A 24,088-nucleotide genomic window follows, 5' to 3' on the forward strand; every position below is an offset into this window, starting at 1 on the left:
CGACCGCTACGGCTGCGAGATCATCGCCGACAAGGTCGACTTCCTCAGCCGCCCGAAAGCGGCCGAGGGCGAAAACCCCGAGCTGGTCGACCGCGACGACGAGATCCCGTTCTGAGGAACGGGGTCTTCCCCTCAGGCCCGGCGGGGAAACCCGCCGGGCGGACCTCCGCAAGACGGAGTCGTCGGATTGCCCAAGCCCCCAACCGGAGATCAGGTTTTCGCGCAATACGGAGAAAGCACCGAGGCATTCCGGCCTTCTCGCCGAAACCAGTGGCGCAACCGTCTTCGCCGTGCCAAACGGACCTGCCTCGCAAGGGGCACGAGAACGACCGGCCCCGCATCGGGAAGGAAGCGCGCAATGACATTTTCCAAGTGGGGCTCCCGCCGGGATCACCTCGAGGCCGACCTTCCCGCAGGAGAGTTCAGGTTCATCGCGCTTGACGTCGAGACCTCGTGCAGCGACCCGGCCAGCATCTGCCAGATCGGGATCGCCTGCGTGCGGCCGGACAATCGGATCGAGACCTTTGCGACGCTGGTGAACCCGCGGATGCGGTTCAGCGCCTTCAATGTGCAACTGCACGGCATCGGCCCCGAACATGTCGTCGATGCCCCGGATTTTGCCGCGGCCTTTGCCCGCCTCGCTCCGCTCCTGTCCCGCCATCCCCTGATCCAGCACAGCGGATTTGACCGGCGGGCCGTGAATGCCGCCTGCGCGGTCACCGCCCTCGACGCGTCGGGCTGGCACTGGGGCGACAGCGTGAAGATCGCGCGGTGCGCCTGGCCAGAATTTGCCGGCAACGGTGGCCATGGTCTTGGGTATCTCAAGAAGCAACTCGGCCTCGCGTTCGAACATCACGATGCCGGCGAGGATGCCAGGGCCGCGGCGCTGGTCGTCTTGCAGGCAGAGGAGCGGCTGGGCCTGAGCTTCGACAGGATTCTCGCAGCACGCCCGACGCAGAAACCTTCTGCCTGACCCCGACTGTCGTCCGCAGTGCGAGGACTTGGCGCCTCGACAAAGGGAGGCCACCAGCTCCTTTCCTTTTCGTCGCGGGCCGAGTCCGACGGCGATCCAGCGCGCGTGGATCAGCAGTTTTCCACCCCGGCCCTTTGGGTCGGGGCTTGCAGCCTCCGAACCGGACGCGCTTTCAGATCGCGAAGGCAGGTTCGGAGGCTGTGGGAAACTGCGGGTTGCCGGGAGGGGATGCGCGCTCAGCGATAGCCGCGGCGCCGCTTCTGACGTTCCAGCTTTGCTACCGCCGCCACGGCTTCGTCGGCTTCCAGATAGGTGACCATCATCGCCTGGCCACGGGTGCCGATCCGGCCCCAGTTGCGGAACAGGCTCGCTTCGCCGAACAGAGTCGGCTGGATCGACATCTCGTAGAACCGGGCCATGTTCTGGTCCGGGTCGACATGGGTGAGATGGATCGGCAAGCCGTCAGTCTGGGTCATGGCGGCAGTATGCGACGCGCAAAGATCTCCGTCCAATGATAGTGCTGAATCGGTCGGTCCGGATCGATTCAGATCGGTGATCGAAGATCGTCCCGGCCGGAGCGGAAGAGGCCCCGCACGTGCCCAACCAGCGTCCCGGCGGTCCGTTTCCGCCCGTCGTGTGCTGCCGACATCAGGCCGCGCGGTCCCTGAAGCACAGCCGGATGGCCCCCTTGCCGCGACATCCGCTAGACTGGCGGATGACGGCTCCCGGCATGATCATGCCGCGCAGGCGTAGCCTCGGCATCTCGCCCTCAACATTCTCCGCAAAACTACTTGAATGTAGAAAAAAGATATGAAAGGAGAGAATGGCAGGAAATGCAGAATGTATACGGCGCGCGCTGAGCGCTGCGGGGGACAATGGCAGACAGGGGCAAGATAAGCGGCAAGGGGGCGGGGTCCGGCAATCGCGCTGGTGCGCCGAGGCGCGCCGCGAAGACCCCTGCAGCCCCCGCCAAGAGCGCCCGCGTAGGGGCCGATCCCGCCGTTGCTGCTGCCAAATCGGGGCGCGCCGGGAAGAATGTCGCGGTCACCACCGGCGGGGCGATCCTCAGCGCGCGCATCTCCGGCGAGGAGCTTCAGGCCTTCGATGCGCTGGTGGCGGAGCTGGGCTATCGCAGCCGCTCGGATGCCTTGCGGGCGATGATCCGGGTGGGGTCGGGGTTCCTGGAATTCCGCCCCGAGGAGGCCGAGGCGCTGGCGGAGCTGCAGCACGAGCTGCACAAGATCGGCGTCAACGTGAACCAGATCGCGCTCGCCGCGAACCGCCGTCGCGTGGCTTTGGTGCAGGCGCAATGGCAGGATCTGAACGAGCTGCGCGCGGCGCTGCCGGCAGTGCGCGGGCTCCTGAAGCAGATCAATGACGAGCACCGCCGTCGCGGCATGGCGCTCTTCCGTCCCCCGTCAGGGGAGGCTGCGCATGGCTGACCGTCGCAAGGGTTTTGTCCCCGGCGTGGCCCAGGCCCTCCTGGGCGAGATTGCCTTTGCCCGGCCTTCGGGGCGCCTGGGCAGGACCGGTGACGGGGCAGGGGGCCTCGGGGGTGGTGTCAGGTTTTCTCGCCGAGCGCGGGTGATGTGGCAGGTGTCGCAGAGCAGTGCCGCGGCGGTGCTGAAGAAGATCACCAAGGGTGGCACCCAGGATGCACGCTCGCTCAAGGTGCAGATGAACTACCTTTTTTCAAAGGCCGAGGCTGTGTTCGGCAACATGGTCGAGCACGACCCTGAGGCGCGCTCGATCGATCCCGAGACCCGCGGCCGTATCGTGGCCGACTGGTCCGATGCCTGGACCGGCACGCCGAAGAACGGCCATACTACCCATCTCCTCCTGTCCTTCCCGACCCATGTGCGGCCCGCCAAGGCGACGCTGATCGCCGAGGCCTGGGCGGCGGAGATGTTCCAGAGTGGTGAACATCAGGACGAGGAATGGGCCTATGTCGCGGCGCTCCATACCGACCGGGCGCATCCGCATGTCCATATCGTCGTGAACAACCGCGGCCTGATGAACGACAGCTGGTTCTACATGGCAAAGGATCACGTCTTCAATCTCGCCATGATGAAGCACCGGATGGCCGAGATCGCCGAGGAGGAGGGGGTCTATCTCGACTGCTCCTCGCGGCTCGAACGCGGCATCCTGAGCTATGGCCCGTCGCGCGGCGAGATCGAGCGGGCGCGGCGCGAGGGCCGGGCGGTGGTTGAGACCGCGCGGATCGGGCCTGCGCTGGAGACGGCTTTGGCCGAAGTGCGCGCCAATGCGGCCACGCTGCGTGATCTGTCGATGCTGGCGGGCTTGACCGGCTTTGCCGAGGTCTCGGCGAAGATGCGGGACGCGGCCGAGGTTCTGGAACGGGGCGGGGTAATCCACCCGATGCGAGAGGTGAGTGGAATGGCAGGATCAAGTGGCGGCATCGAGGCGGGGCAGGGCGAAGCGGTGCAAGGGGCGGCGTCCCGGCCGCCGGAACTCCGGACCCGCCGCGATCTCGAGGCGCATTTCGGGGAGTGGATGCATAAGACCGAGGACCGCATCGCCGAACTTGCGCCAGAAAAGCAGGCGCCCTTGCGCAAGGAATTGCACGAGATCGCCTCGGATGTGGTGAAGAGCCTCGGCGACAATCGCGGTGCCGAGCTGATGCGCGAGCCGCCGAAGACGCCGCTCTACAGCACCGAGATCAAGGCCCATGTCGTCAAGGTCGGGGCCGAGGAATTGCAGGTCAGCGATGCTGCCCGGGAAAAGCTCGCGGTCGGCTTGAAGGCCGCAGCGGTCACCGCCGGTATCGATCCGGGCACCATCGAGAAGCGGCTGGCGCGCAGCGCCGCCACTGCCTTCGAGGAGCGCGACTGGATCAAGTCGGACATCACCCAGGTGGCCGCGCGCCACAAGCTCGACCTGGGCCAGCAGGCCGAGCGCGGCCGGGCCGCCGAGATTGTCGATGCCTTCTACGAGAAGGCGGCCAAGCTGATCGGCGAGACGCAGGCTGCAGAGCGCCAGCGCGATGACCAGACCCTGCCGCGCGCGTTGAAGTCGATGGCCAAAGTCCATGCCGAACATGGCGCAGTGCGCTTCGAACAGGAGGATCAGGTCCGGCTCTTCGCCGGCGACATGGCGGCGCGCTACGGTAGCACCATCATCCGCGATCTCGCCGCCGGCCGTGACCAGGCGCTCGCCAAGGACATCCCCGATCCGAAGGAGAGGCTGGCCATCGCCCGCGCCATCGTCTCGGCGGGGCTGACCCATGAAAGCGTCGGCCTGACTTTGAGCGAGGCCAAGGCGGCGGATCGCGCGCTTGAGGTGAAGAGCCGCGAACAGCTCCGCGATCCGCATGCGCGGGAACGCAGCCGCGATCTCGAACGCTGAAGGCACCAAGATGACCCAGACACTCCTGCGCCTCCTGATGGGCGCGATCGCCGGTGCCTTCGTCGGTCTTCTCGTGGGCGGCCTCTATGTCAACTGGCGGCTTGGGGCCGACCTCAATGCCGGCGATCCCCTGATCCTGATCACCGGGTTTCCGGGGCTGGGCCGGCTGGCGCAGGCACCCTGGAAGCAGGCCTATCTGGCGGCGCTGGTTTCGACGCTCGTCTTCACGCTCATGGCCGGGGTGTGGAGTTTCACGCAAAAGCTCACCGAATACGGCCAGGCCAAGTTTCAGAGCAAAGCCGACATGAAGCGCAACGGGTTGCTGCAACCGCTTGGTAGTGGCTTGGTCTTCGGCAAGCTCGGCCGGCCGAGCTCGGGTACCAAGTTCATCTCGGCGGCCTTCACCAAGTTCCCGCATTGCCTGGTGGTGGCCCCCACCCGCGCCGGTAAGGGCGTCGGCTATGTCGTCCCGAACACCCTGCTCTTTCCCGGCTCGGCGGTGATCCTCGATGTGAAGGGCGAGATCTTCGAGGCGACCGCGCGCCATCGGCAGGCGCAGGGCGACCGGATCCTACGCTTCGCGCCGTTCGACTTCGAGAACGCGACCCATCGCTACAACCCGCTTGAGCGGGTGGCGGGGATCAAGAATCCCGAGCAGCGCTATACCGAGCTCGCCAAGATCGCCGACTATTTCCTGACGGTTTCGGACAAGGGATCGGCCGGGGATTTCCTGTCAGAGGGCAGGGAACTCTTCGTCGCGGCAGGACTCCTTGCCATTGAGCGCAGTCGCCCGACATTCGGCGAGATCAGCCGCATCCTCTTTGCCCAAGGCGCCACCCAGGCCGAATATGCCGACCGGGCCGATGAGGTGAAACATACCGCCGCCCAGAACACCTTCCGCAAGTTTGCGGGCTATAGCGACCGCACCCTGTCGTCCCATGCTTCGGTCCTGAGCGGCGCCGGCCTCAGCCTCTGGAACAACCCGGCCGTCGACCGGGCGACCTCCGGCAGTGACATTTCCTTCGCCACCCTGCGCAAACAGCCGCAGTCGATCTATGTCGTGGTCAATTCCGATGACATCAAAACCCTGGCACCCTTGATCCGGCTCTTCTTCGGCGAGCTGATCGCCACCCTGCGCGCGACCTTGCCGGAACCGGAACAGGAGCCCTGGCCAGTGATGATCCTCCTCGACGAATTCGACCAGCTCGGGCCGATGCCGATCGTCGAGCAGGCCCTGAAACAGCTCGCCGGTCACGGTGCCCGGGTGTCGATCATTACCCAGTCGATTCCCGGCCTCGACAATATCTATGGCGAGAACACAAGGTTGTCGCTGGAATCCGCCGCCGGCATGAAGCTCTACCTCAGCCCCAACGAGAAGAAGACTGCGCAGGAGGTCTCGGACGCCTTGGGCAAGACCACCAAGCTTGCGACCTCGGACAGCTATTCCCGGGATGCCGGTCTGATCCAGCGCCGGTCGCTGTCGCGGCGGATGGAAGAACGCCCCTTGCTCGCGCCCGACGAGGTTCTGCGGCTCCACAAGGATATGGCCATCCTGGTGCCGGAGCGGCAGAACCCGCTGATGGTGCGGCGGGTGGTGTATTTCGAGGACCCGGTGTTCAAGGCGATCTTCGAGGCACAACGCGGGCCGCTGCCCTATCCGGCGAAGCAGGATCCGGAGGTCGTGCAGTTGCGGAACGAGCTGGCGGAACTAAAGGATGTGGTGAAGGCGCAGCTCGGCAAGGGGAACTTCGGTTATCGGGCGGAGGAGGTGGCAGGGGCGCCTGTTACCGCGGCGGGGACGGTGGCGGAGGAGATGGTTGCGGGGATTCAGAAGGTTGCAGCTGGCGTCGTGGAGGGCGAGATTGTCGCGGAGCAGCGAGACCAGGTGTTCGGGCGCATGCAGCGGCTGGAGGAGGCGATTGGCCGGGCAATGGTGTGATGGGCGGTAGGCCGCCTGACGGATAGTGCGGCATGAAGATGCTGCATGACAGAAGGAGCGGACGCCCACATGTGGGGCTGTTCCATAAGGCTTCATAGAGGTGAAAACCCGCTAGTCCGGGGTTGTCCTGCCCAATGAAAATTTCTACCTATATTTGTATTTCCTGATGCTAGGCTTATTGGCCGGGTAAGATCAACCGAGGGTAAGTTGAGCAAGCAGAGCGCAGAACAAGCAAGCGGCGCAGACTTGGTTGCAGCTCTCGCGGCGCTTCGCCGGGACTATTCAAAACTTGGACCGAGGATCAGGGAGCTACAGCACGAGGTGACGTGCGAATGCTCTAGGGTCACTCTTCGACTGCATTTCCCCGCATTCCGCCAAGGCAAGACGACGGTGAACGAACTGGTGGAGCTGGCATGGCTTCACCTAACACCCTTCGCGCTGACACGAAAGGAAATCGACGCGGTACGATCGCTGCAGTCGACACTGCCGTTCGACGATTTCCACGTCAAAGTTACTCAACTCAATGACGCGGCCGCCAAGCTTTTCATAAAGGCGCACAAGGCGACCAACCGGAACGGCGAGGCCGGCGAGCTCCTGCTGTACCTGCTCACAGAATGGATTCTGGGCGCCCCGCAGGTCATCGCGAAGATGACGCTGAAAACCAATCCGCAGATGCCCGTTCATGGTGCGGACGGTATCCATGTTCGCTACTGCCCCGAGACCGCGCGGCTCTTTCTCTACTGGGGAGAGTCGAAAATGTATGGTGATGTCGGCGCAGCGATTACAGCTGCCGCGACATCGATTGCAAAGTCGTTAAAGCCTGACGAGTTAGGCCACGAACTCCAGCTTGTTCAGCGAAATATTGATTTCACTGGCTTGAGCTCCGACGGCAAAGAAGCCCTCCTGCGATATCTGGATCCGCATGAAGAAGAGTATAATGAGCGCGAGGATGTTATCACCTGCCTGATCGGCTTCGATTTCGACGGCTTCCAAAAGGCCAGCGCTGTTGGCGACAAAGGTGCCGAGGGTGTTTTCAGTGCTTTGGCGAAAGAGCACCTTGAAGCGGTGGCTCCAAAAGTCGCCACTGCGCTCAAAGCGGCGGGTCTGGAATCCCAGGAGGTGGAGCTGTTCTTTTTCCCGCTTCCAGCCGTCCAGGAGTTTCGCGATCTCTTTCAAGCTCGGATTGGCTGGCTGCCATGATGCAAGAGCTAGCTGATAAGGTTTGGGCGAACGCCCGCTTTCACGATGCGGCGCGTCGTGTCGAGCTCGCGTGGCTCACCAAAGAGATTGGCGGCGTCGAGGACGGCCCCGCGGACATCACAGATGCGACGCGGTTGATGCGATCAGCGGCCATTCTTGCTTGTTCTGAGACAGCTGACCATAGGCGGGCGGCGTTCAGAGTAGCGACTTGGGCCTACGATCTGTTCGGAACAGGCCAGGTGCCTTTAGATCAGGCCTTGCGCGTCGTGCTCATGCGTCTTGGCAATTTCCCGTCCATCTCTACCCGAGCCGACGTGGAATCCTCGCAGGCTAGCCTCCCCTTCGCGCTTGTCGCAGAGGAAATCGCGTCGGCCGATGCGCACGAGGTGACGATAAACGGGCAAACTGTGCTGCTGACAGACTTCCAGCATAAGCTCTGGATTAGCTTAATGCTGAGCCGCCGAATTGCGTTGGCGGCACCTACCTCAGCTGGGAAATCTTTTGTGCTGCAGGGGTATCTGTCGGCACTCTTCAACAATGACCAGTCAAAGTCGGTCGTCTACATCGTCCCGACCCGAGCCTTGATCGCCCAGGTGGCGGAGGATTTGAAGATCCAGTTCAAGGGCATGTCTAGAAATACACCCGATATCGTGACAGTACCGGTCGACGCTGAAACCAAGCTTGCCAAGCGCGCCATCTACGTGATGACGCAGGAAAGGGTGCAACTCGCCCTTGGCGCCCATCCAGACTTCAGCGCCAGCGTCATTATCGTCGATGAGGCGCATTCGATTGCGGACGGTTCGCGCGGTGTTCTTCTGCAATGGGTCGTAGACGATCTACTCGTCCGCAATCCGACATCACAGATTCTCTTCGCCAGCCCGGCGATCCGCAATTTGGATATCTTCGGCCGGCTATTTGGGTTGGACGACGTGATCGAATTCTCGTCCGTAGAGCCGACTGTCGCCCAGAACTTCCTTGTCACGACCATCGAGTCAGCGACCAAGGGCAAGCTTTCGATCCACACCGCCGGCGACGGGGCAAAGGAGTTACGGTCAGTTGCGACGCTTCAGCTGGGCCACACTGTCGCGAGCCGAACGGAGAAGCTTGTCCATATCCCGGCGCAACTCGGACGCGGCCATTCGAACATCATCTACGCGAACGGCGCGGCGGAGGCGGAAAGTGTCGCGCTCCAGCTCGCCGAACTAATGTCCGACCGAGAGCCGACAATGGCGCGCTTGGCTCTTTCAGACTTGGCGAAAGAAGCCGTCCACGCCAACTACGCATTGGTCGAGTGTGTGAAATATGGTGTAGCGTTTCACTATTCCAACATTCCCACCCAACTCCGACGCGCAATTGAAGCGGCAGTATCGTCCGGTGAGGTCAACTACCTCGTGTGCACGAGCACGCTGCTCCAGGGCGTCAATCTCCCTGCCAAAAACATCTTCATGTTCGCTCCGGAAAAGGGTCGAACAAAGGCTTTGGAGTCGACGGATTTCTGGAACCTTGCTGGCCGCGCGGGCAGGCTTAAGCGGGAATTTCAAGGCAATATCTTCCTCATCGACTACGACAAATGGAAGAAGAAGCCGCTCGACGGGGCAAAGGATTCGATCATCATTCCGGCGATCGAGAGCAGCCTCAACGACCATCACGATCAGCTGATGACCGTTATCGCCGGCGGGCCGAGTGCTGGCAGAAGCGATGAAACCGATCTCGAGACAACCTTCGTGCGCCTCTACACCGATTTCAAGGGCGGAGACCTAAATCAGACATTCGAACGAGCGGGCGTCGCTACCGGCGATGTTCAGTCGGGTCTTCTAGAGGCTGCGCTCGCCGCTGCCAGTGAAAAACTCACTCTTCCCGCAGCGATTATCCGGCGAACTCCAAACATTTCCGCGCACAAGCAGCAGCGCCTCTACGACCGGATAAGCTCGAAAGTTGCTCAGGGCGCCGAGGCCGCCCGGACCCTCATTCCTCTGCACCCCCGCGAAAGTGAGGCGTTCCAATCCTATGCGAGTGTTCTAGAGCTTTGCCACGAGATCATTCTCGGTATCGACACCTCGAAGAATTTGCATCGCTTCCACGCTCTGATCGCGAGGCGTTGGATGCTTGGCTTGCCGCTTCCGCAGATCATCGACGAGCAGATTTCGCGAAACGCTTCTAAGCCAGTGCGGACGACGATCAGAAATACCTTGGATTTGATAGAGAGCGATATCAGGTTTCAAGCTGTGCGCTTGTTCGGGTGTTATAGCGCTCTGCTTGTCTACGCTCTCGACAGCGCTGGAATGGTGGACATGGTTTCCAGCATCCCGTCGTTGCCTCTCTATCTGGAAATCGGCGCATCCGACAAAACCATGATCAGCTTTATCTCGCTGGGATTGTCGCGGGTCACCGCCATGAAACTGAACGAAATGTCGGCTCGCAAAGACCTCGATAGCGCCGGCGCGCTGCAATGGTTACGGACGCAGCCGCTCGAAGCGCTGGGGCTATCGCCCATACTGCTCGCTGAAGTGCGAGCGATAGCAAATGTCTCTTCGCAGAACTGAGCGCTGGACCTCACGACCTGCCCCGTCGCACCACCGGTCTGGGCCCCCAGCTCCCCTAAGTCATCGCGCGTTTGTATCATGCTGGCTCTGCGTTGACCTGCCAAACCCTACCCAAGCTAGCGGAATTGTTGGTCCCTACCGGACGATCGCTTTTCCGACTCCCTGTTGACCAGCGTCGCGGAAGCAGCCGCCCGTGCGCACAACAGCAAACCCCGGGACACCGACTGCGAGGCCCGCGGATGAACCGATCATTGTTCGCCGCAGAATGCACGAATCGAATATCGTTAGACGATCCCTCACACTGTTTCGGGTATAGTGCCGGGGCCTGGTGAATGGTGAAAGGCAAGAGGCACGCATGATTCCGCATCTCATGGTTATGGCCGATGGCAACTATCTGAGGGATGAGCGCCTGCGGACATACCTATCGGCGCACTCCCAGCACTGGCTGGTCCTCTCCGACCTGACCCTAGTCGAGATGTTCAAGAAGAACGCACTTGGGACGGCACGGGCCAGTCTGAAGATCTTAGCCGATTTCCCAGATCAGATCTTCGCGCTGAAGCCGGCTTATCTCTGGCTAGATGCCAAGGTGCGCAGCGAGGCCGACCTGCAGCAATTGGTCGACCTGAACCGCAGCGCTGACCTTCGCCAACTCAGCCGCGCCTATAAATCAGACGAAGCGATCCACGGCTTCGCCGACCGAATGAAGGCGAGAGAGACCGAGGCCTCGGAGTACATACGGCAGTTGAGAGGCCACGCGGAAACGTTGGAAGGGTCCCTTCAGAACCTGCTTAAGGAGTTTCGCGCCGAGGAACTGAAACAAATCCGAACTGCTCAAGGAGTAACCGGTGCCCTCCAGGAAAAGATCTTCAACCTTGTGGACGAGGTGACCGTTGAGTTCGTGAGGGCCAACCATGAACCGGGACGCACAGCGCCGCTGAAACGGAGCGAGGCACACGGGATGTTCGCCTATCGCTACGCGCTCTGCGTGGTAATTGCTTTCACAAGGTGGGTCGCGCTCGGTCGGCAGGCGAAGAGCCTAGACCTATGGGTGAACGACGTGGTTGATAACCAGATCGCCGCGACCTCTACCTTCTTCAATGAGATACTGACCAAGGATCGGGAGCTTCAGATCGTGGCAAGCAACGCCAGGGACGTGCTGAAGCACCTGCGAGCATTTGTGCGTCCATTCCCTGGTGAGGCCCTGGCAAGCGGGAACGGCTAGGGGGGCCTTATAAGCATGATCTGCGCCCAGACCCGACGGACGTTGTTCATTGGCACTTCGGCTGGCATGCAGCTTTGAGCTTGATGCACCGCAGCGTGGGGTCGCTCTCATGGCGGCCTCGCTCCTGAGGGTGTTGCGTCGCGGCTCGGTCAAAGACAGGGTGGGGCGGAAGTACAGGACCAACAGCATGCCCATCGATTTCCTCCCTGCACTCCATCTTGAGCGCCCGACCTAGATCATTGGACGTATCACTGGCCATGTCTGGCAGATCAGGACTTTCCTTCCCCGAACAGAGAGAACCCGGGAAAATCAGGATAAATGGTCGCATGAGTGTATCCAAATACCTGCCTCAACTTCTCTCGTATTTCTCGCTTTGCCTTTGATGCAATCCTTATGCTGTAAACGGAATCCTTTGCATTATCTCGAATTGATGATACTGGAAACGGCTTAGGCTGAACGGCCAAACAAGTAAGGGACCTTGTATCGTCAATTGCAATGCGCTTTAGCTTGTCGACGGGATCCACAAGCTGAAATCCACCGCGCCTGAGGTTTTGATTTGGATCCAGTATGCCTTCTCGCAATGATGACCCAACGACACCGCCGAAGATGAAGCCTCCATTCTGAGATGCAATTCTCGCATCGAGTGCCGGCGGTCTCCAAGCATAAAAATTGCTGCTCCACTCATGCAGCCAGTCCCTCTTAAAATCGTCGATATTCATTTCACTAAAGCGATCAGCGTGTGAGCGTTTCACCGCGACTAACTGCCTCTCAATAAAGCTATCACTCCATGGGGTATCTAAAGAATCTTCCCATGACCTCAGGAATTTGTTCTCGTTAATCAATCGCCCAGTTACGTCAATTGCAAATAATCTGGCATCCGCGCTGTCTTGCGTCCCGTTTTGCTCTGTAGCGAAGAACGCCCCAACGAGGGCATTGAATGTAATATCAATTAGGCGGGTGGGAGATCCAAAATGCTGGAGCATAGCCAACTGTGAGAGTACGGATAGCCGTCCGATGCCTCTTTGAGAGTGTAGTCCCCAGCGACGCAAGTCTGTAAGGATTTTCTTTTCTGACTGGGAGAATGCATTCTCTGTAATTGTCGACGCGCCGACTACATAATTTCGGTAGAGCTTGCTGTAAAGCGCCCAGTTTGAATTTTGCTGTCCTCGCCATACCAAGGTCCGCCGAGCCTTAGACGCAGCTTCGGACAGGACCAAGACGCTGTCGTGCAGGTCTTTATAGCTCTCTACTACCACCTCGTAGCTTGACCAGAAGTTGTTTACGTCCATCTTTCACCTTATTTTCCATCAAGAACGCGGCTACGCAAGTTCGATACAAGATGACCAAACCCTTATCATAGCTGTCAACCCCTTTGAAAATCTCAATGCCAAGGCCCAATTCCGCCCCAATTTAACCGTTTTCTCAGCCGATAGGGGGTGACCGCATCAAAGTTCTGTGTGTCGCTCCATCGGCGAAAATGTTGCGCAATGAACGAATGACTGGTCCTTCAAATTTGCCGAGCCTTCCATGCCGCTCCGCCCTCAGTTGACCTTCAGTCCAAACCATCCCCCGCGAAGTTTAGCAGCCCTCAGCTAAGGAGTCGGCAAACGAGCAGATTCAGGGCGCAATCGGGCTAGGGTCAGGACCCATTGATCTTGTTCTTTCGGCATGATTCAGGCTCCGCAAGGAGACCGAACGATGAGCAACCTTTTCTGGCTGACCGAGGCGCAGATGGCGCGGCTCGAGCCCTTCTTTCCCAAGAGCCATGGCAAGCCGCGCGTCGATGACCGGCGGGTTCTGAGCGGTATAATCTTCATCAATCGCAATGGCTTGCGCTGGTGTGACGCGCCCAAGGAATATGGTCCGGCGAAGACCCTCTACAACCGTTGGAAGCGGTGGGGTGACAAGGGCGTTTTTGCCCGGATGATGCATGGCCTGGCGTCGGAGGCGTCGGTCCCCAAGACGGTGATGATCGACGCGACCTATCTCAAGGCACACCGTACGGCTTCGAGCCTGCGGTCGAAAAAGGGGGGCCGGACGACCAGCGGGGCCGTTTGATCGGCCGAACCAAAGGCGGCATGAACACCAAGTTGCATGCCGTCACGGATGCAGATGGCCGTCCGATCCGCTTCTTCATGACCGCCGGACAAGTCAGCGACTACACCGGAGCGGCCGCCCTTCTTGGCAGCCTGCCGTCAGCTGACTGGTTGCTCGCTGATCGCGGCTATGATGCCGATTGGTTCAGAGAAGCGTTGACAGACAAAGGGATAAGGCCCTGCATCCCCGGCCGGAAGTCGCGCGGAAAGCCCATCAAATACGACAAACGCCGCTACAAGCGTCGCAACAGGATTGAGATCATGTTCGGACGCCTGAAGGATTGGCGACGCATCGCAACGCGCTATGACCGATGCCCAAAGGTCTTCCTATCCGCCGTCGCCCTCGCTGCTACCGTCATGTTCTGGCTATGAAACGAGAACGAGTCCTGACCCTAGCGCGATGCGACGGGCTCAACGTGGCTAACATCATTTAAAACGGGTTTGCTCGCAACAAAAAGCATCGCACGCGTGCCGGCAGAAGCTCTGACGATCAGAAGCCAGTCGTTGCCTAGGCCTCGCCGCTACCACTCTCCGCCCTCGGGAAATACACCTCCATAATCCCGCGCTGATCTCCTTCACGGCCCATCTGGATGATGACGTCGATGGAGGTCTCGAGATAGCGGATGACCTCGGCGAAGGCGAGGCGGCTGCCGTTGGCCATGACGAGAAGGGCGAGGCGATCCATGGCCTTGCGGGCGGTCTGGGCGTGGATGGTGGTGAAGGAGCCGCCATGGCCGGTGTTGATAGCGTCGAGGAAGGTCGCGGCCTCGATGCCGCGGAGCTCGCCGAGGATGATGCGGTCGGGTCGGAGGCGCAGGGTGGCCTGGAGGAGGTGATTGGCGGACCGGGCGGAGGTGTCGTCCCGGGAAGAGATGAGGCTCACGGCATTCTTCTGGCCGGGCAGCAGTTCGAGGGAATCCTCGATGGTGACGATGCGCTCGTCGGGGGCGACGAGATCCAGGAGGCGCCGGCCAAGCTCGGTCTTGCCGGTCGAAGTGCCGCCGGAGACGATCACATTGAGCCGATGCTCGATCAGGAGTTTCAGGAAGCTCTCGACATCGCCGGTATCGCCCTTGCCACGCAGCTTCGCGATCAACCGGCGCCGCTCCTCCTCCAGCGATTGTCCCTGCCCCCGCAGATAGGCGAAGCGCCTCGGCTCCCGGGCGGCAGCTTGGGCGCGGAACACCCGCATGGCGATGATCGTGCCACCGGGGGAGGCAGGCGGACCGATCACCTGACAGCGGAGCATCACCCCCTTATGCTCGACCGCCGCAGACACCAGCGGGTCGGCCTCGGTGAAGCGGTTGTTGGTCGAATTGGCGATCTGGGCCGCGAGATTGCGGACATCGGCCGGCGCGAGCGGCGGCAGCGGGGCAGGGGACATATGCACGGCCCCAGCGGTTTCCAACCAGAGCGAGCCGTCGGCATTGATGGCGATCTCGATCACGCTTGCGTCCTGGATGACCGGATCGAGGCGGCTCAGATAAGTGGCGAGATAGCTCATTCAGAACAGCTCGAGATCGGCATCGACCCGGATCATCACGATGGCGCCCTGATCGACCGAGAGGGTGGGCGCAATGGTCAGATAGTCGCCGACGACGGTGCCGACGGCATCAGTGAAGCCGTCGCCGACATTCTGGGCCGCATCGGACACCGCTTCATCCTTGATATTGGCGGCCACGGCCGGTGCCGCACCGATGATCGAAATCAGCGCGGCTGACCCGAAGCGCTGCAGGAAATGGCTGCGGACCTTTGCCGGCAGGCCGGAGCGCCCAACACGGTCGGTGCCGTAGGCGGCAAGCTCAACCGATTGCCCGTCGGTAGTGACCAGCCGATCCCAGGCGATCAGGACCCGGCGCTGGCCGAGATCGACATCACTGTCGTAGCGACCGAAAAGCTTGGAGCCGCGCGGGATCAGCACCTGGCTCATGTCGAAGGACCAAACATCATGACTGACCTGGGCCACAACATTGCCTTGCAGGTCGGAACTGAGCGCCGTTTCCAGTGCTGCCTCGATCAGGGTGCCCTGCATGATGGTATGGCCGGGATTGGCGATCACCTCCGATTGCCGGACCTCGGCCTTGTCTGCCCCGGCCCGGCGGAAGGCCTCATCGCCACTGTAACGCCCGGCGTCCCCGTCCGAGGCTTCCTCCCCACCACCCGCGCTGTCGCGGAAAGCGATCATGTCCGAATTGACCTGCGCCTCCTCCCGCGCCTCGGCTTCGGCATTGGCCTGATCGTTCAGGAGCGATCCGGCTTCGATCTGAGCTTGGAGGCGGTCGTTTTCCTGCTGAAGGGTGGAGAGGGCGGTTTCGCGCTCGGCGGCCTTGGCCTCAACCTCAGCGATCTGATCGCGCAGCGCCTGCAGGGCGGCATCATCCGCGACCTTGACCGTCTCCGGATTGGCGCGCAGCTTGGTGAGCTCGGCCTCCAGCGCTGCCACCGTCGCGCGCAGCTTTTCCAACTCGGGGTCGGGCGCGGTGCTCGGCACCTGCGGCACGGCGTCGGATTTCTGGGAGATCTGGAAATCCTCGATCCCGGCACCGTCCTGGAACTCGGCCGAGGTGCTGGCCGCGACGGGCGTCCCACCCGGATCCGGCTCGGGCGCGAAGGCCACGAGATAGGCGCCAAGGCCGATGCCTGCGACGGCGGTGACGGCCGAGAGGAGATAGGGGTTCACCCGCGATTTCGGTTTCGGCGGACCGGCCAGGGCTGCCAGACGGGCCGCAAGCTTGCTCTTGTCTTCCGGGGTCTCGGCCATGGATCACTTCCCCTCGATGCAGACATAGGCGTCGCCATAGCGCAGCACCCAACGGGCCGAGCGCGTGCTGACCGTGATGCGGGTGCCCTTGACCGAAGCATTGACCGAATATTCCCGGCCTTGCGCATCGGCGCGGAACACCGTCGGCATGGCAGCACCGGGCGGGATGTCGAAATAGGTCTTGCGGCCATCGTCCGAGATGCCGATCGGGGTGAACTCCGGCAGATTGCGGCGCTTCAGGATCGTGTAGGTCAGGGGCTGGGAGGGCGGAATGCTTGATGCGGCGGCGGCACTCGGGCTGCCAGGGACGGTGAACTTCACCGAGAAGTTCGGCGTGCCGCGACTCGTCTCGGTGACGAAGAAGAAATAGATGTGCTGATTGGTTTCGACCGTGACATTGGTCGAGGCGCCCGCGATCACCGGTTTCAGAATGAAGAGGTTCTGGCCCTCGAGCCGGTCGATCTTGAAGCTTTCGAGGTCGCCGATGGCGACCGACTGGATCTTCTCGCCATCGCCGAGCTCGATCAGGGTGACGGTGCGGAGCCGCGTCGTGATCGCATAGACCTGACCTTCGCTGAAAGTGGCATAGGTGACGCGGCGGTCCTTGTTGCCGGGCAAGGGCACCGTTTCGGCCAGGCCGGGCAGGGGGCTCATCAGGGCCAGGGCGACGACCGCGGCAAGCGTGCGGGTACTGGAAAGTCGGATGCGGATCATTGTTCGGCCTCGAAGGTCTCTGCGGTCACGCGGTAATCTGTGACGATGAAGCCGGTCGGGTTTTCCCAGACGAGGCTGATGGCGCTTTGCTGGGCGGGGGCAAAGCGGAAGGTGACGGTGGCATAGAACTTGCCGACCCGCTCAGGATCAGCGTCGCGCGCCAGGGTCTTGGTGTAGCGCACCTGATAGGTCGTCTCGGTGATCGGCGTGATCGAGGTGATCGCCACTGTGGCCTTGGCCGAGGCGCCATAGACCTTGGGCGGATAGGTCTCGTTGCCCTCGTTCCAGAGCGTAACCAGCGATTTGCGCGCGGCGCCCTCCGACCGGGCATAGACCTGCAGGATGCGGGCCTCGTTGTCATGGGCGTCGAAGGTCTCGCGGTCGATGACATAGGAATAGAGCAGCGACTGTTTGATGCCCTCGGCCTGATCGACGCCGGCCTTCTCGACCGAGACCACACGCTCGGCAACGCCGGTGTCCTTGTCGACGATGGCAAGATAGGCTTCGGTCTGCTTCAAGGGCAGTATCAGCACCACGGCGGCGATACCGAGGAGGCCCGTCGCAACCCCGGCCGAGGCCACAATCCAAGCGATCCGCTCGCGCCGGCGGATGCCGAAGGCCATTTCTTCCTCGAGGAAGGATTTCACCGAAAGGGGTTCGGTGTCGTGGGTCGTGTCTTTCATCAGATCTCTCAATCTCTGGCTTTGGCGAAGGCCGCGAGCTTGGCGCGCGCCGCCCGGCCCAGGTCGGCATAGCTGCGGTCGCGGTCCCGCTCGGCGAGGCCGGAGGTCATGCCGTGGCGGAAGCCCGAGCCGAATTCGCGCAGGCGCGGACTGGCCACTTCGGAGGCTTTCACCAGGGGTTTGCCGACGACGCGGAGGGCTTGCGGCGCGAGGTTCGCAAGGTTGACCTGGCCGGTGATATTGGCGACCGCCTGGGGAATGGTGCGAAGCGCGAAGAAACCGACAAAACACATCACCAGGAAGCCGAGGATGGCGCCGATATTGTCGACCTCGCTGGCGGCGGTGAAATTCTTGTCGGCGACCGTAATCACCGTGCCGATGATCGCGGCGGCGGCGATCGGATACAGCAGGTAGCCGATCAAGGCGGAGAGCCAGGCCTCGAAAAGGTTCTTCGATTTCTCGAAGATCGTGACCAAGATCGCGAGCGGGGCGACGCCGAGGAGGAAGGCGATCATAATCTTGGCGAAGGCGACGATCAGGATATAGGCCGCCATCAGAAGCGCGAGAACGGCATAGAGCATGGCGGAGATCACGCCGCGCATGATCGAGCCCTGGGCCTCGGAGACTGCGTCGACGGTGGTCGCCATCTGGTCGGAAAACCCGTCCATCGCCTGATAGGCGGTCCCTCCGGCAAGGCCATGGCCGGTGACGCCGAAGAAGGAGAGCGCCAGATTGCCCGAGGCGGTGGAAAAAGCATCGTAGAGCGTCGAGAAATTGGCCCAGGAGAGGCCGAACATCAGAACCAACACGATGCGCATCGAGAGCTGGACCGCATCGCGCATCGAAATCCGGTAGACGTTCAGCGCGGAGTTGATCCCGACCAGAACGAGGAGGAGGGTGAGGAAGGCCGTGAAGAGGGGGCCGAGCGAGCGGGCGGTGGTCTCGAAGAAAGTCTGACCGGTCGCGAGGATCGCGGTATCGAGTTGGCCGAGCATGGTGGAGACCAGATCCATCAGAACCGGCCCTGGCACATCATTTCGACGGCATCGATGAGGCGCGCTGCCGCCGAGGCATAGGTGGCGGTCTGCGCTTGCGTCACTTCGCCGAACTCGTGCTGCAACCCGGCATAGATCGCTTCGACCGGCTCCCAGGGCGCTACCTTGCCGGCGCAACCGCAATCGCGCGCCTCATAGGCCTGGCTTGCCTGCAGATAGAGATAGATGTCGCGCTTGCGGGCATAGCCTTCCCTCTTGGAACCTGCGGTGCGATGCACTTTGTAGCCTTCCGGCCAGGACGCCGCGCAGTCGAGGAAGCGGACATTGACCGCTCCCGGGATCGGTTCGATCTTCTCCAGACCCTCGGGCAGGGGGCGGACCCGGAGGAAGGCCTGTTCGTCGGTTGGGGCGGCAGGGATGGTTTCGTCACTCATGGCTGGGCCAGACCAGGACGCGAAGCCTGCCAGAACCGCGAAGGCTCCGAGGATTGACCGGGAAGGGGAAGGGCTGCCGCGCATCATTCGCCGCCGTTCACTTTCAGGAACTTGCGTTCATCGGCAGCGCTGGCGGCATCCATCACCCCGGCCTCGCCCATGCCGACGGTCTGCACCGCCTCCATCGACCAGATATTGGCAAGCGCAATGGCGAGTTCCGCCGTAACGCGGGTGTTGAGGTCGATCGAAGCCTTCAGCCCCTCGGTCTCGGGGATCTCCTGCACCAGCCGGTCGACCCGTCCGAGGCTTTCCTTGGCATCCTGCGCCGAGGCTTCGGCCGCGACCGAGAGGAAGGCGCTGGTATTGGCTTCGGTGCCGATCCGCGCGACGGAAGGATCGGTGCTGCCCGCCAGCGTGTCAACCGTGCCGCGGTCGAGCCCGGCGCTTTCAAAGAAACTGTCGACATGGGCGCTGACCGAGCCGCCTCCGCTGAAGGCGCCGGAACTCAGCACAGAGGACCAGTCGCCGGATTTGGCGGCGGTGACGGCGGCGGTCAGGTCGGAAAAATCCGGCAGGATATCTTGCAGGAAGGTCTTGGGGTCGAACTCCAGCTTCAACTGGCTCAAGCTCTCGGTGAGCGATTTCAACTGATCGCCGAGAAGTTTGATCTGTTCGATCTGCTTCAGGATCTGGTCGTCGAGCTTGAGATTCTGGGCGATCGCTTCCTTCAACTGCAGCTTCGCCTCGGCCAGCACCTCGATCATTTTGGCAAGATTGCTGGTATCGATGGTCGGCACGCCCTGGGCAAGAACCGGGCTGCCGACGAGTCCGAGCGCGAGAAGGCTGGCGGCAGCGAAGCGCGCGAGTTTCCGGGGCAGGGGTTTCGATCGCATAGGGTCACTCCTTCACTTTGAGGAACTGCGCGTCAGCGGCATAGGCCTGCAGCAACAGGGCATTGCGGGCCGCATCGACCTTCGCCCGGGCGGCTTTCAGCCGTTCGACCACGGCGGCGATGCGCACCACTTCGGCGCGGGCATAGGTGTTGAGATCCAGCGCTTCCTTGGTGGTGGTCGTGTTCGGGATCTTCTCGATGATGGCCTTCAGCCGGCCCATGGCGTCGGCGAGCGTCGCGGCGGAGTCCATGCCGTAATGCAGCCCTGCATCGGCAACGTTGCTCGCCTCCGCAATCACCATATCGGCCGGATCGAGCGAGCCCACCGTATCGACGCCGTCGATTTTGGCGGCATAGGCGTTGTAATTGGCGGTGATGCGGACGACGTAGTCCTGCGTCTCCTGATAAGGCGGGATGCCACCGTATTTCTGCACCGCACCGGGACCGGCGTTATAGGCGGCAAGCGCCAAGGGCATCGAGCCGAAGGCGCTGAGCTGCTCGAGGAGATAGCGGGCACCGGCGTCGAGCTGCAGCTGCGGGTCGTCATAATAGGCCGGATAGACCCCGAGATATTTCGCGGTGTCGGGAATGATCTGGGTCAGGCCGAAGGCCGCCGCCGGGCTGCGCGCCCCGATGGAAAACCCGCTCTCCTGCTTGACCAACCCCTGGAACCAGCAGCGGAACTCGACCGGATTGATCCCGGCACGGACGAGGGCTGGGTGATTGCCATAGCGTTTGGCGGTCTCGATGATCATCTCCTCGATGGTCTGACGCGCATCGCCAAAGAGCCTGCCGGCATAGGGGTTGTTGTCGTCGATCGCATAGGCCTCGGAAGCGGCGAGACCGCCGCCCAGACCTTCGAGATCGCCGATGAAGGCGGAGGAGCCGGTCAGCATCGCCAGGGTTTGCTCCAGGGCCGCGACCTGCTCGTCGCTGAGTTCACCGAGCCGATCGCGCTTGAGACTCTCGGCCTCAAGCTTGGTGCGCAGTGCGGCCTCTTCGCTGACCTGACTGCCTTGCAGCACCAGCGCTTTGCCGTCGATCGTTGGCACGCCTTGGGCATGCCCGGCCAGCGGCGCGCAAGAGAGTACCGCCAGCAGCGCGAGCTCTGCCGGTCTCAACCGCAACGCCATTGAGACAACCCTATTCGCAGGCAGCCGCATCATCGGGTCCGGCACTCAGGTCACTTGGCGAAGCTGCAGCGCGTGATACGATGCCCTTGGAGGAGGCAGTGGTTTGCGTCGCCGCAACCCAACAATTGGTCTTGGCGATCGGGGCCTCGGCACAGCCGGAAAGGGCCAAACATCCGAATCCGATAATAGTTCTTGTGTAATATATTGATTTCATTTGATAATCATTCCTTCCAAAATTTCGGGCGTGATCCGTAGTCATCGCCAAAGGCGGCCTGACCGGCGCGACCGCCACCCAGCACCGTGATCAAGGGGCCGAGCGCCTTCAGATCGACATCGAGAACCGTCGAGCCGCGCGCCGAGCGGCAAAGGACCAGCCTGCGGCCGATTTCGCCGGAAAGGACGAAGCCCAGCTCACCCTCGGTCAGCCGGAAATCCTCATAGTCGCGGCCATCGGCTTCGGGGTTCGGGAAGAGGAGCTGGTTCGGCAGCGCCTCCAGTACCGAGCGCGCCCGGCTTTGCCGGATCTGGCTCGGGAACTGCGTCATCATCACCACGACGACATTCTTCTTCCGCGCGGTGACCAGCCATTCAGCGAGCTTGGCGGAAAAGTAATCGTCGTCGAGCACCTTCCAGGCCTCGTCGATCACGATCAGCGTTGGGCGCTTTTCCTCGATCAGCATCTCGATGCGGCGGAAGAGATAGGCGAGCACCGCTGTGCGCTCGGTCTTGAGATCGAGAATCTCGGTGAGATCGACCGCCGTGATGTCCTGGGCGGCAAAATCGACCACCGGCGCTGCAGCCGGACCGAAGACCCAAGCGTAGCGCCCATCCGGCCCCCATTCGCCGACCCGCATGGCGAGATCGCGGCCGTCGCCGACATCACCGAGCAGGGTCTGGAAGTCGCGGAAGTTGCGCAGTGCTACGGGCACATTGGCGTTCTGCCGGATCGCGCGTTTCAGCTCGTCCGACTGCTGCGGCGTCAGCCGCGCGCCGCTGGCATCGAGGAGGGCCGAGAACCAGTCGAGGAGCCAGGCTTCGCCGCGCTCGCCGGTTTCGGTCGCGAGGGGGTTGAGCCCGGTCGGCTGTCCGGCCTTGATCTCGGCATAGCGACCGCCAAGTGCGGTGACGGCCATCTTCAGACCGGCTTCCTTGTCGAAGAGGATGGTGCGGATCCTTGCCCTTTGCGCCTGGGCGACCAAGAAGGCGACGGTGGTGGTCTTGCCGCCGCCGGAGCGGCCGAGAACCAGGGTATGACCCACGGTCGGCTCGGAGTTCGGATCGCCCGGTTCGTGGAAGGAAAACCGGTGCAGGCTGCCCTGCACCGCCTCGAAGGCGGTGATCGGTGTGCCCCACGGCAGGTTTGCCGCCTTGCTGCCGGTGTCGGCGGCATGGAACGCTGCCATGTCGGCGAAATTGGTCGAGGCCACTGTCATGACCCGCATCCGGTAATCCATGTTGCCGGGATGCATGGCAAAGAAGGTTGCGGGCAGCCCGAAGACTTCGCGCTCAAGACGGAACCCGGCCTGATGGCCGATGCCCCTGATGCGCGCCACCTGTTCGTCGAGTTGGCGGAGGCTCTCTGCAAAGACCGTGATCGTCATCTGGTGATCGCCAAAGCCCATGAGGCCACTTTCGACCGCATCGGCTGCCTCATAGAGCTGGCGCTCGATCGAGACCGCCATGTCATCGGCGGCCTTCATCTGCGCGGTCTTGCGACGGGCGCGTTCCGAGATCGTATTGCGGTCAATCGGCGTGTAGCTGTGCGCGATGATCGTGCCGATACTGGCATCGAGCGCATCAAGCATGCCGGGCCAAGTTGCCGTTGCGTAATTGCGGACATGGATCACAGCGGCGTAGCGCGTCTCCCCTGCTCCGTCATGGATCTGCACATGGCCCTTGTGGAAGCTGACGGAGACATTCGCCGCGTCTTCGGCGATCAGCGTCGCCCGGCCGCGAAACTCCGGCCGCAGCAGTCCGGAGGTCAGCGCCGAATAGAAGCCGATCAACGAGCCGTCGCTGACCTTCAGCCGCCGCGTGGCAATGCCGAGGCCGGTTTCCAAGATCGAGGTCACTTCGCGCAAGGCCTCGAGGCGCCGCTGGGTATCTTCGGCAAAGGCGCGGCGCGCGGCCCGGGCGAAGAACGGCACTTTCAGCGGCACCTGCTGCCGGCGCACGATGGTGATCACCAGCACGAAGTCCTGCGGATCGTTGGCGGCGAGGTGGTTGCGCCAGGCTGCCTCGATGTCGGCGGCAAAGCCCTGCCCTATCAAGGGCCGCAATCCCACTTCCGCTTTCTTCATCATGCGATGAATGTAGAAAGTGAAACGATCATCGAGGCCGTCGAGGAGCTGGGCCAATTGGCTGCGCAGGGCAGCAATGCTCTGCGGCGCCGCGGTGAAGCCGTCGATGCCAGAGATCTCGAGCGACAGCATCAGCGCATTGTCGCGGCTGCGCACCACCTCATCATCCACTTCCACCAGATAGGGCAGATGGGCATGAAGCTTGCGGTCTTTCCGCTGCACAGATTTCGCCCGCGCCGAGAGTTGCGGGCCCGCCAGATCAGGACACATGCAGCCGCCCCTTCCGGAAGGTCTCGCGCGTGGTCTTCATCAGGACAACCCCGAGCACCTGATGACCGTTCGGGTTGATCGCCGCCGCGATCCGCGCCCCGAAATACCAGAGCGGACAGGTCAGCAGCCACAAGGCGCCCTTGAAGAGGATGAAGGGCATCACCGTCAGCCCGCCGACCATCATGGCATAGGGCAAGGGCAGGCCGAGGAACCTGGCCTGCCGCGAAAGCCCGAGAATCACCGGGGTCTTTTCCATCAGGAGAAGGCCGAACGCAGGTTGGCGACGATGGCGGGACCGGCGAAGACGAAGAAGGCGCCGACGACCACCAGCGCCACCCAGGCCCAGGAGATCCGGTTAAAGGCGGCCATGAAGCCAGTGACGACGAAGGCGATGCCGAAGAAAGCCGTCGAGAAGGCGCCGCGCAGCGTTGTCAGCACGCCGGTGGTGACGCCCTCGGCCTTGCTGAAATCGATGGTCTGGGCGAGGGCCGGTTGGGTGACGGCCAGCACAAGGGCGGAAGCTGAGAGGACGAAAGCGATCTGGCGGTAAGTCATGTTCATGCGAAA

General features: G+C 62.1%; 21 protein-coding genes and 1 pseudogene. 9 read left to right on the top strand and 13 right to left on the bottom strand.

Translation table 11 applies throughout. From position 1 onward, the window contains the following. Positions 1 to 115 (top strand): annotated as a pseudogene (locus tag G4Z14_RS17135) (single-stranded DNA-binding protein); the annotation flags it as partial. A 243-nt stretch (positions 116 to 358) separates the two neighbouring features. Beyond that, positions 359 to 973 (top strand): exonuclease domain-containing protein, encoded by a 615-nt coding sequence (locus tag G4Z14_RS17140; RefSeq protein ID WP_164627932.1) that lies wholly within the window; start codon positions 359 to 361, stop codon positions 971 to 973. Positions 974 to 1,209: 236 nt separating this feature from the next. On the opposite strand, the gene G4Z14_RS17145 is transcribed toward G4Z14_RS17140, so the two are convergent. Then, entirely contained in the window at positions 1,210 to 1,449 is a 240-nt protein-coding gene (locus G4Z14_RS17145; protein WP_164627934.1) for a WGR domain-containing protein, read from the bottom strand. 399 nt (positions 1,450 to 1,848) lie between these two features. Here G4Z14_RS17145 and G4Z14_RS17150 point away from each other — a divergent pair, with 399 nt between their 5' ends. The 6 genes from G4Z14_RS17150 (at position 1,849) to G4Z14_RS17175 (ending at position 11,243) form a co-directional block, all read left to right on the top strand. After that, positions 1,849 to 2,415: a CopG family ribbon-helix-helix protein gene (locus tag G4Z14_RS17150; protein WP_164627936.1), complete on the top strand. Its 567-nt coding sequence runs from the start codon at positions 1,849 to 1,851 to the stop codon at positions 2,413 to 2,415. Between the two features lie 154 nt (positions 2,416 to 2,569). Beyond that, on the top strand, positions 2,570 to 4,339 hold the full coding sequence (locus G4Z14_RS19125; RefSeq protein WP_164627938.1) for a relaxase/mobilization nuclease domain-containing protein: 1,770 nt from the start codon (positions 2,570 to 2,572) through the stop codon (positions 4,337 to 4,339). A gap of 37 nt (positions 4,340 to 4,376) precedes the next feature. After that, positions 4,377 to 6,278, top strand: a complete 1,902-nt coding sequence (locus tag G4Z14_RS17160; RefSeq protein ID WP_164627940.1) for a type IV secretory system conjugative DNA transfer family protein — start codon at positions 4,377 to 4,379, stop codon at positions 6,276 to 6,278. Between the two features lie 390 nt (positions 6,279 to 6,668). Beyond that, positions 6,669 to 7,478 carry a HamA C-terminal domain-containing protein gene (locus G4Z14_RS17165; RefSeq protein WP_164627942.1) on the top strand — a complete coding sequence of 270 codons (810 nt, stop codon included), beginning with the start codon at positions 6,669 to 6,671 and terminating at the stop codon, positions 7,476 to 7,478. Further along, complete coding sequence (locus G4Z14_RS17170) at positions 7,475 to 10,021, top strand: DEAD/DEAH box helicase (RefSeq protein WP_164627944.1); 2,547 nt, start codon at positions 7,475 to 7,477, stop codon at positions 10,019 to 10,021. Before G4Z14_RS17165 ends, G4Z14_RS17170 begins: the two co-directional genes overlap by 4 nt. A 355-nt stretch (positions 10,022 to 10,376) precedes the next feature. Then, a complete protein-coding gene (locus G4Z14_RS17175) occupies positions 10,377 to 11,243 on the top strand; it encodes a hypothetical protein (RefSeq protein WP_164627946.1) in 867 nt (288 codons plus the stop codon). Between the two features lie 269 nt (positions 11,244 to 11,512). On the opposite strand, the gene G4Z14_RS17180 is transcribed toward G4Z14_RS17175, so the two are convergent. Continuing rightward, positions 11,513 to 12,532, bottom strand: coding sequence for an FRG domain-containing protein (locus G4Z14_RS17180; RefSeq protein WP_164627948.1), 1,020 nt, complete (start codon positions 12,530 to 12,532; stop codon positions 11,513 to 11,515). 409 nt (positions 12,533 to 12,941) lie between these two features. Between G4Z14_RS17180 and G4Z14_RS17185 the strand changes: the two genes are divergently transcribed. Then, positions 12,942 to 13,711 (top strand): IS5 family transposase gene (locus tag G4Z14_RS17185; RefSeq protein WP_227751832.1). Its coding sequence is split into 2 segments (ribosomal slippage): positions 12,942 to 13,278 and positions 13,278 to 13,711, totalling 771 coding nucleotides; the frame shifts between segments, so codons are not numbered across the junction. Positions 13,712 to 13,847: 136 nt separating this feature from the next. Here G4Z14_RS17185 and G4Z14_RS17190 read toward each other — a convergent pair. The 11 genes from G4Z14_RS17190 to G4Z14_RS17240 form a co-directional block, all read right to left on the bottom strand. Further along, positions 13,848 to 14,843: an ATPase, T2SS/T4P/T4SS family gene (locus G4Z14_RS17190; RefSeq protein ID WP_164627950.1), complete on the bottom strand. Its 996-nt coding sequence runs from the start codon at positions 14,841 to 14,843 to the stop codon at positions 13,848 to 13,850. Continuing rightward, entirely contained in the window at positions 14,844 to 16,100 is a 1,257-nt protein-coding gene (locus G4Z14_RS17195; protein ID WP_164627951.1) for a TrbI/VirB10 family protein, read from the bottom strand. A gap of 3 nt (positions 16,101 to 16,103) precedes the next feature. Then, positions 16,104 to 16,754 carry a TrbG/VirB9 family P-type conjugative transfer protein gene (locus G4Z14_RS17200; protein WP_164627953.1) on the bottom strand — a complete coding sequence of 217 codons (651 nt, stop codon included), beginning with the start codon at positions 16,752 to 16,754 and terminating at the stop codon, positions 16,104 to 16,106. 56 nt (positions 16,755 to 16,810) lie between these two features. Beyond that, positions 16,811 to 17,497, bottom strand: coding sequence for a virB8 family protein (locus tag G4Z14_RS17205; protein ID WP_164627955.1), 687 nt, complete (start codon positions 17,495 to 17,497; stop codon positions 16,811 to 16,813). A gap of 8 nt (positions 17,498 to 17,505) precedes the next feature. Beyond that, positions 17,506 to 18,510: a type IV secretion system protein gene (locus tag G4Z14_RS17210; RefSeq protein ID WP_164627957.1), complete on the bottom strand. Its 1,005-nt coding sequence runs from the start codon at positions 18,508 to 18,510 to the stop codon at positions 17,506 to 17,508. After that, positions 18,510 to 18,926, bottom strand: coding sequence for a hypothetical protein (locus tag G4Z14_RS17215; RefSeq protein WP_164627959.1), 417 nt, complete (start codon positions 18,924 to 18,926; stop codon positions 18,510 to 18,512). Before G4Z14_RS17215 ends, G4Z14_RS17210 begins: the two co-directional genes overlap by 1 nt. Positions 18,927 to 19,009: 83 nt before the next feature. Continuing rightward, the gene (locus G4Z14_RS17220) at positions 19,010 to 19,819 is read right to left on the bottom strand and encodes a type IV secretion system protein (RefSeq protein WP_164627961.1); all 810 of its coding nucleotides are present in this window, start codon (positions 19,817 to 19,819) and stop codon (positions 19,010 to 19,012) included. A 4-nt stretch (positions 19,820 to 19,823) separates the two neighbouring features. Continuing rightward, the gene (locus G4Z14_RS17225; RefSeq protein WP_164627963.1) at positions 19,824 to 20,939 is read right to left on the bottom strand and encodes a lytic transglycosylase domain-containing protein; all 1,116 of its coding nucleotides are present in this window, start codon (positions 20,937 to 20,939) and stop codon (positions 19,824 to 19,826) included. A 233-nt stretch (positions 20,940 to 21,172) separates the two neighbouring features. Further along, positions 21,173 to 23,521 carry a VirB4 family type IV secretion/conjugal transfer ATPase gene (locus G4Z14_RS17230; protein ID WP_164627965.1) on the bottom strand — a complete coding sequence of 783 codons (2,349 nt, stop codon included), beginning with the start codon at positions 23,519 to 23,521 and terminating at the stop codon, positions 21,173 to 21,175. After that, positions 23,511 to 23,777, bottom strand: coding sequence for a VirB3 family type IV secretion system protein (locus G4Z14_RS17235; RefSeq protein ID WP_164627967.1), 267 nt, complete (start codon positions 23,775 to 23,777; stop codon positions 23,511 to 23,513). Before G4Z14_RS17235 ends, G4Z14_RS17230 begins: the two co-directional genes overlap by 11 nt. Then, positions 23,777 to 24,082: a TrbC/VirB2 family protein gene (locus G4Z14_RS17240; protein ID WP_164627969.1), complete on the bottom strand. Its 306-nt coding sequence runs from the start codon at positions 24,080 to 24,082 to the stop codon at positions 23,777 to 23,779. The genes G4Z14_RS17235 and G4Z14_RS17240 overlap by 1 nt, the downstream gene beginning before the upstream one ends. Positions 24,083 to 24,088: the final 6 nt, after the last annotated feature.

Origin of the sequence: Tabrizicola oligotrophica, from assembly GCF_011008935.1 — a bacterium.
Classification (GTDB): domain Bacteria; phylum Pseudomonadota; class Alphaproteobacteria; order Rhodobacterales; family Rhodobacteraceae; genus Tabrizicola_A; species Tabrizicola_A oligotrophica.

Excerpts from the sequence above, each read along its gene's own strand:
- G4Z14_RS17175 (WP_164627946.1), top strand. The coding sequence starts at position 10,377 with ATGATTCCGCATCTCATGGTTATGGCCGATGGCAACTATCTGAGGGAT.
- G4Z14_RS17150 (WP_164627936.1), top strand. The coding sequence starts at position 1,849 with ATGGCAGACAGGGGCAAGATAAGCGGCAAGGGGGCGGGGTCCGGCAAT.
- G4Z14_RS17170 (WP_164627944.1), top strand. The coding sequence starts at position 7,475 with ATGATGCAAGAGCTAGCTGATAAGGTTTGGGCGAACGCCCGCTTTCAC.
- G4Z14_RS17235 (WP_164627967.1), bottom strand. The coding sequence starts at position 23,777 with ATGGAAAAGACCCCGGTGATTCTCGGGCTTTCGCGGCAGGCCAGGTTC.
- G4Z14_RS17160 (WP_164627940.1), top strand. The coding sequence starts at position 4,377 with ATGGGCGCGATCGCCGGTGCCTTCGTCGGTCTTCTCGTGGGCGGCCTC.
- G4Z14_RS17180 (WP_164627948.1), bottom strand. The coding sequence starts at position 12,532 with ATGGACGTAAACAACTTCTGGTCAAGCTACGAGGTGGTAGTAGAGAGC.
- G4Z14_RS17230 (WP_164627965.1), bottom strand. The coding sequence starts at position 23,521 with ATGTGTCCTGATCTGGCGGGCCCGCAACTCTCGGCGCGGGCGAAATCT.
- G4Z14_RS17205 (WP_164627955.1), bottom strand. The coding sequence starts at position 17,497 with ATGAAAGACACGACCCACGACACCGAACCCCTTTCGGTGAAATCCTTC.
- G4Z14_RS17145 (WP_164627934.1), bottom strand. The coding sequence starts at position 1,449 with ATGACCCAGACTGACGGCTTGCCGATCCATCTCACCCATGTCGACCCG.
- G4Z14_RS17195 (WP_164627951.1), bottom strand. The coding sequence starts at position 16,100 with ATGGCCGAGACCCCGGAAGACAAGAGCAAGCTTGCGGCCCGTCTGGCA.
- G4Z14_RS17210 (WP_164627957.1), bottom strand. The coding sequence starts at position 18,510 with ATGGATCTGGTCTCCACCATGCTCGGCCAACTCGATACCGCGATCCTC.
- G4Z14_RS17220 (WP_164627961.1), bottom strand. The coding sequence starts at position 19,819 with ATGCGATCGAAACCCCTGCCCCGGAAACTCGCGCGCTTCGCTGCCGCC.
- G4Z14_RS17215 (WP_164627959.1), bottom strand. The coding sequence starts at position 18,926 with ATGAGTGACGAAACCATCCCTGCCGCCCCAACCGACGAACAGGCCTTC.
- G4Z14_RS17190 (WP_164627950.1), bottom strand. The coding sequence starts at position 14,843 with ATGAGCTATCTCGCCACTTATCTGAGCCGCCTCGATCCGGTCATCCAG.
- G4Z14_RS17240 (WP_164627969.1), bottom strand. The coding sequence starts at position 24,082 with ATGAACATGACTTACCGCCAGATCGCTTTCGTCCTCTCAGCTTCCGCC.
- G4Z14_RS17200 (WP_164627953.1), bottom strand. The coding sequence starts at position 16,754 with ATGAGCCCCCTGCCCGGCCTGGCCGAAACGGTGCCCTTGCCCGGCAAC.
- G4Z14_RS17140 (WP_164627932.1), top strand. The coding sequence starts at position 359 with ATGACATTTTCCAAGTGGGGCTCCCGCCGGGATCACCTCGAGGCCGAC.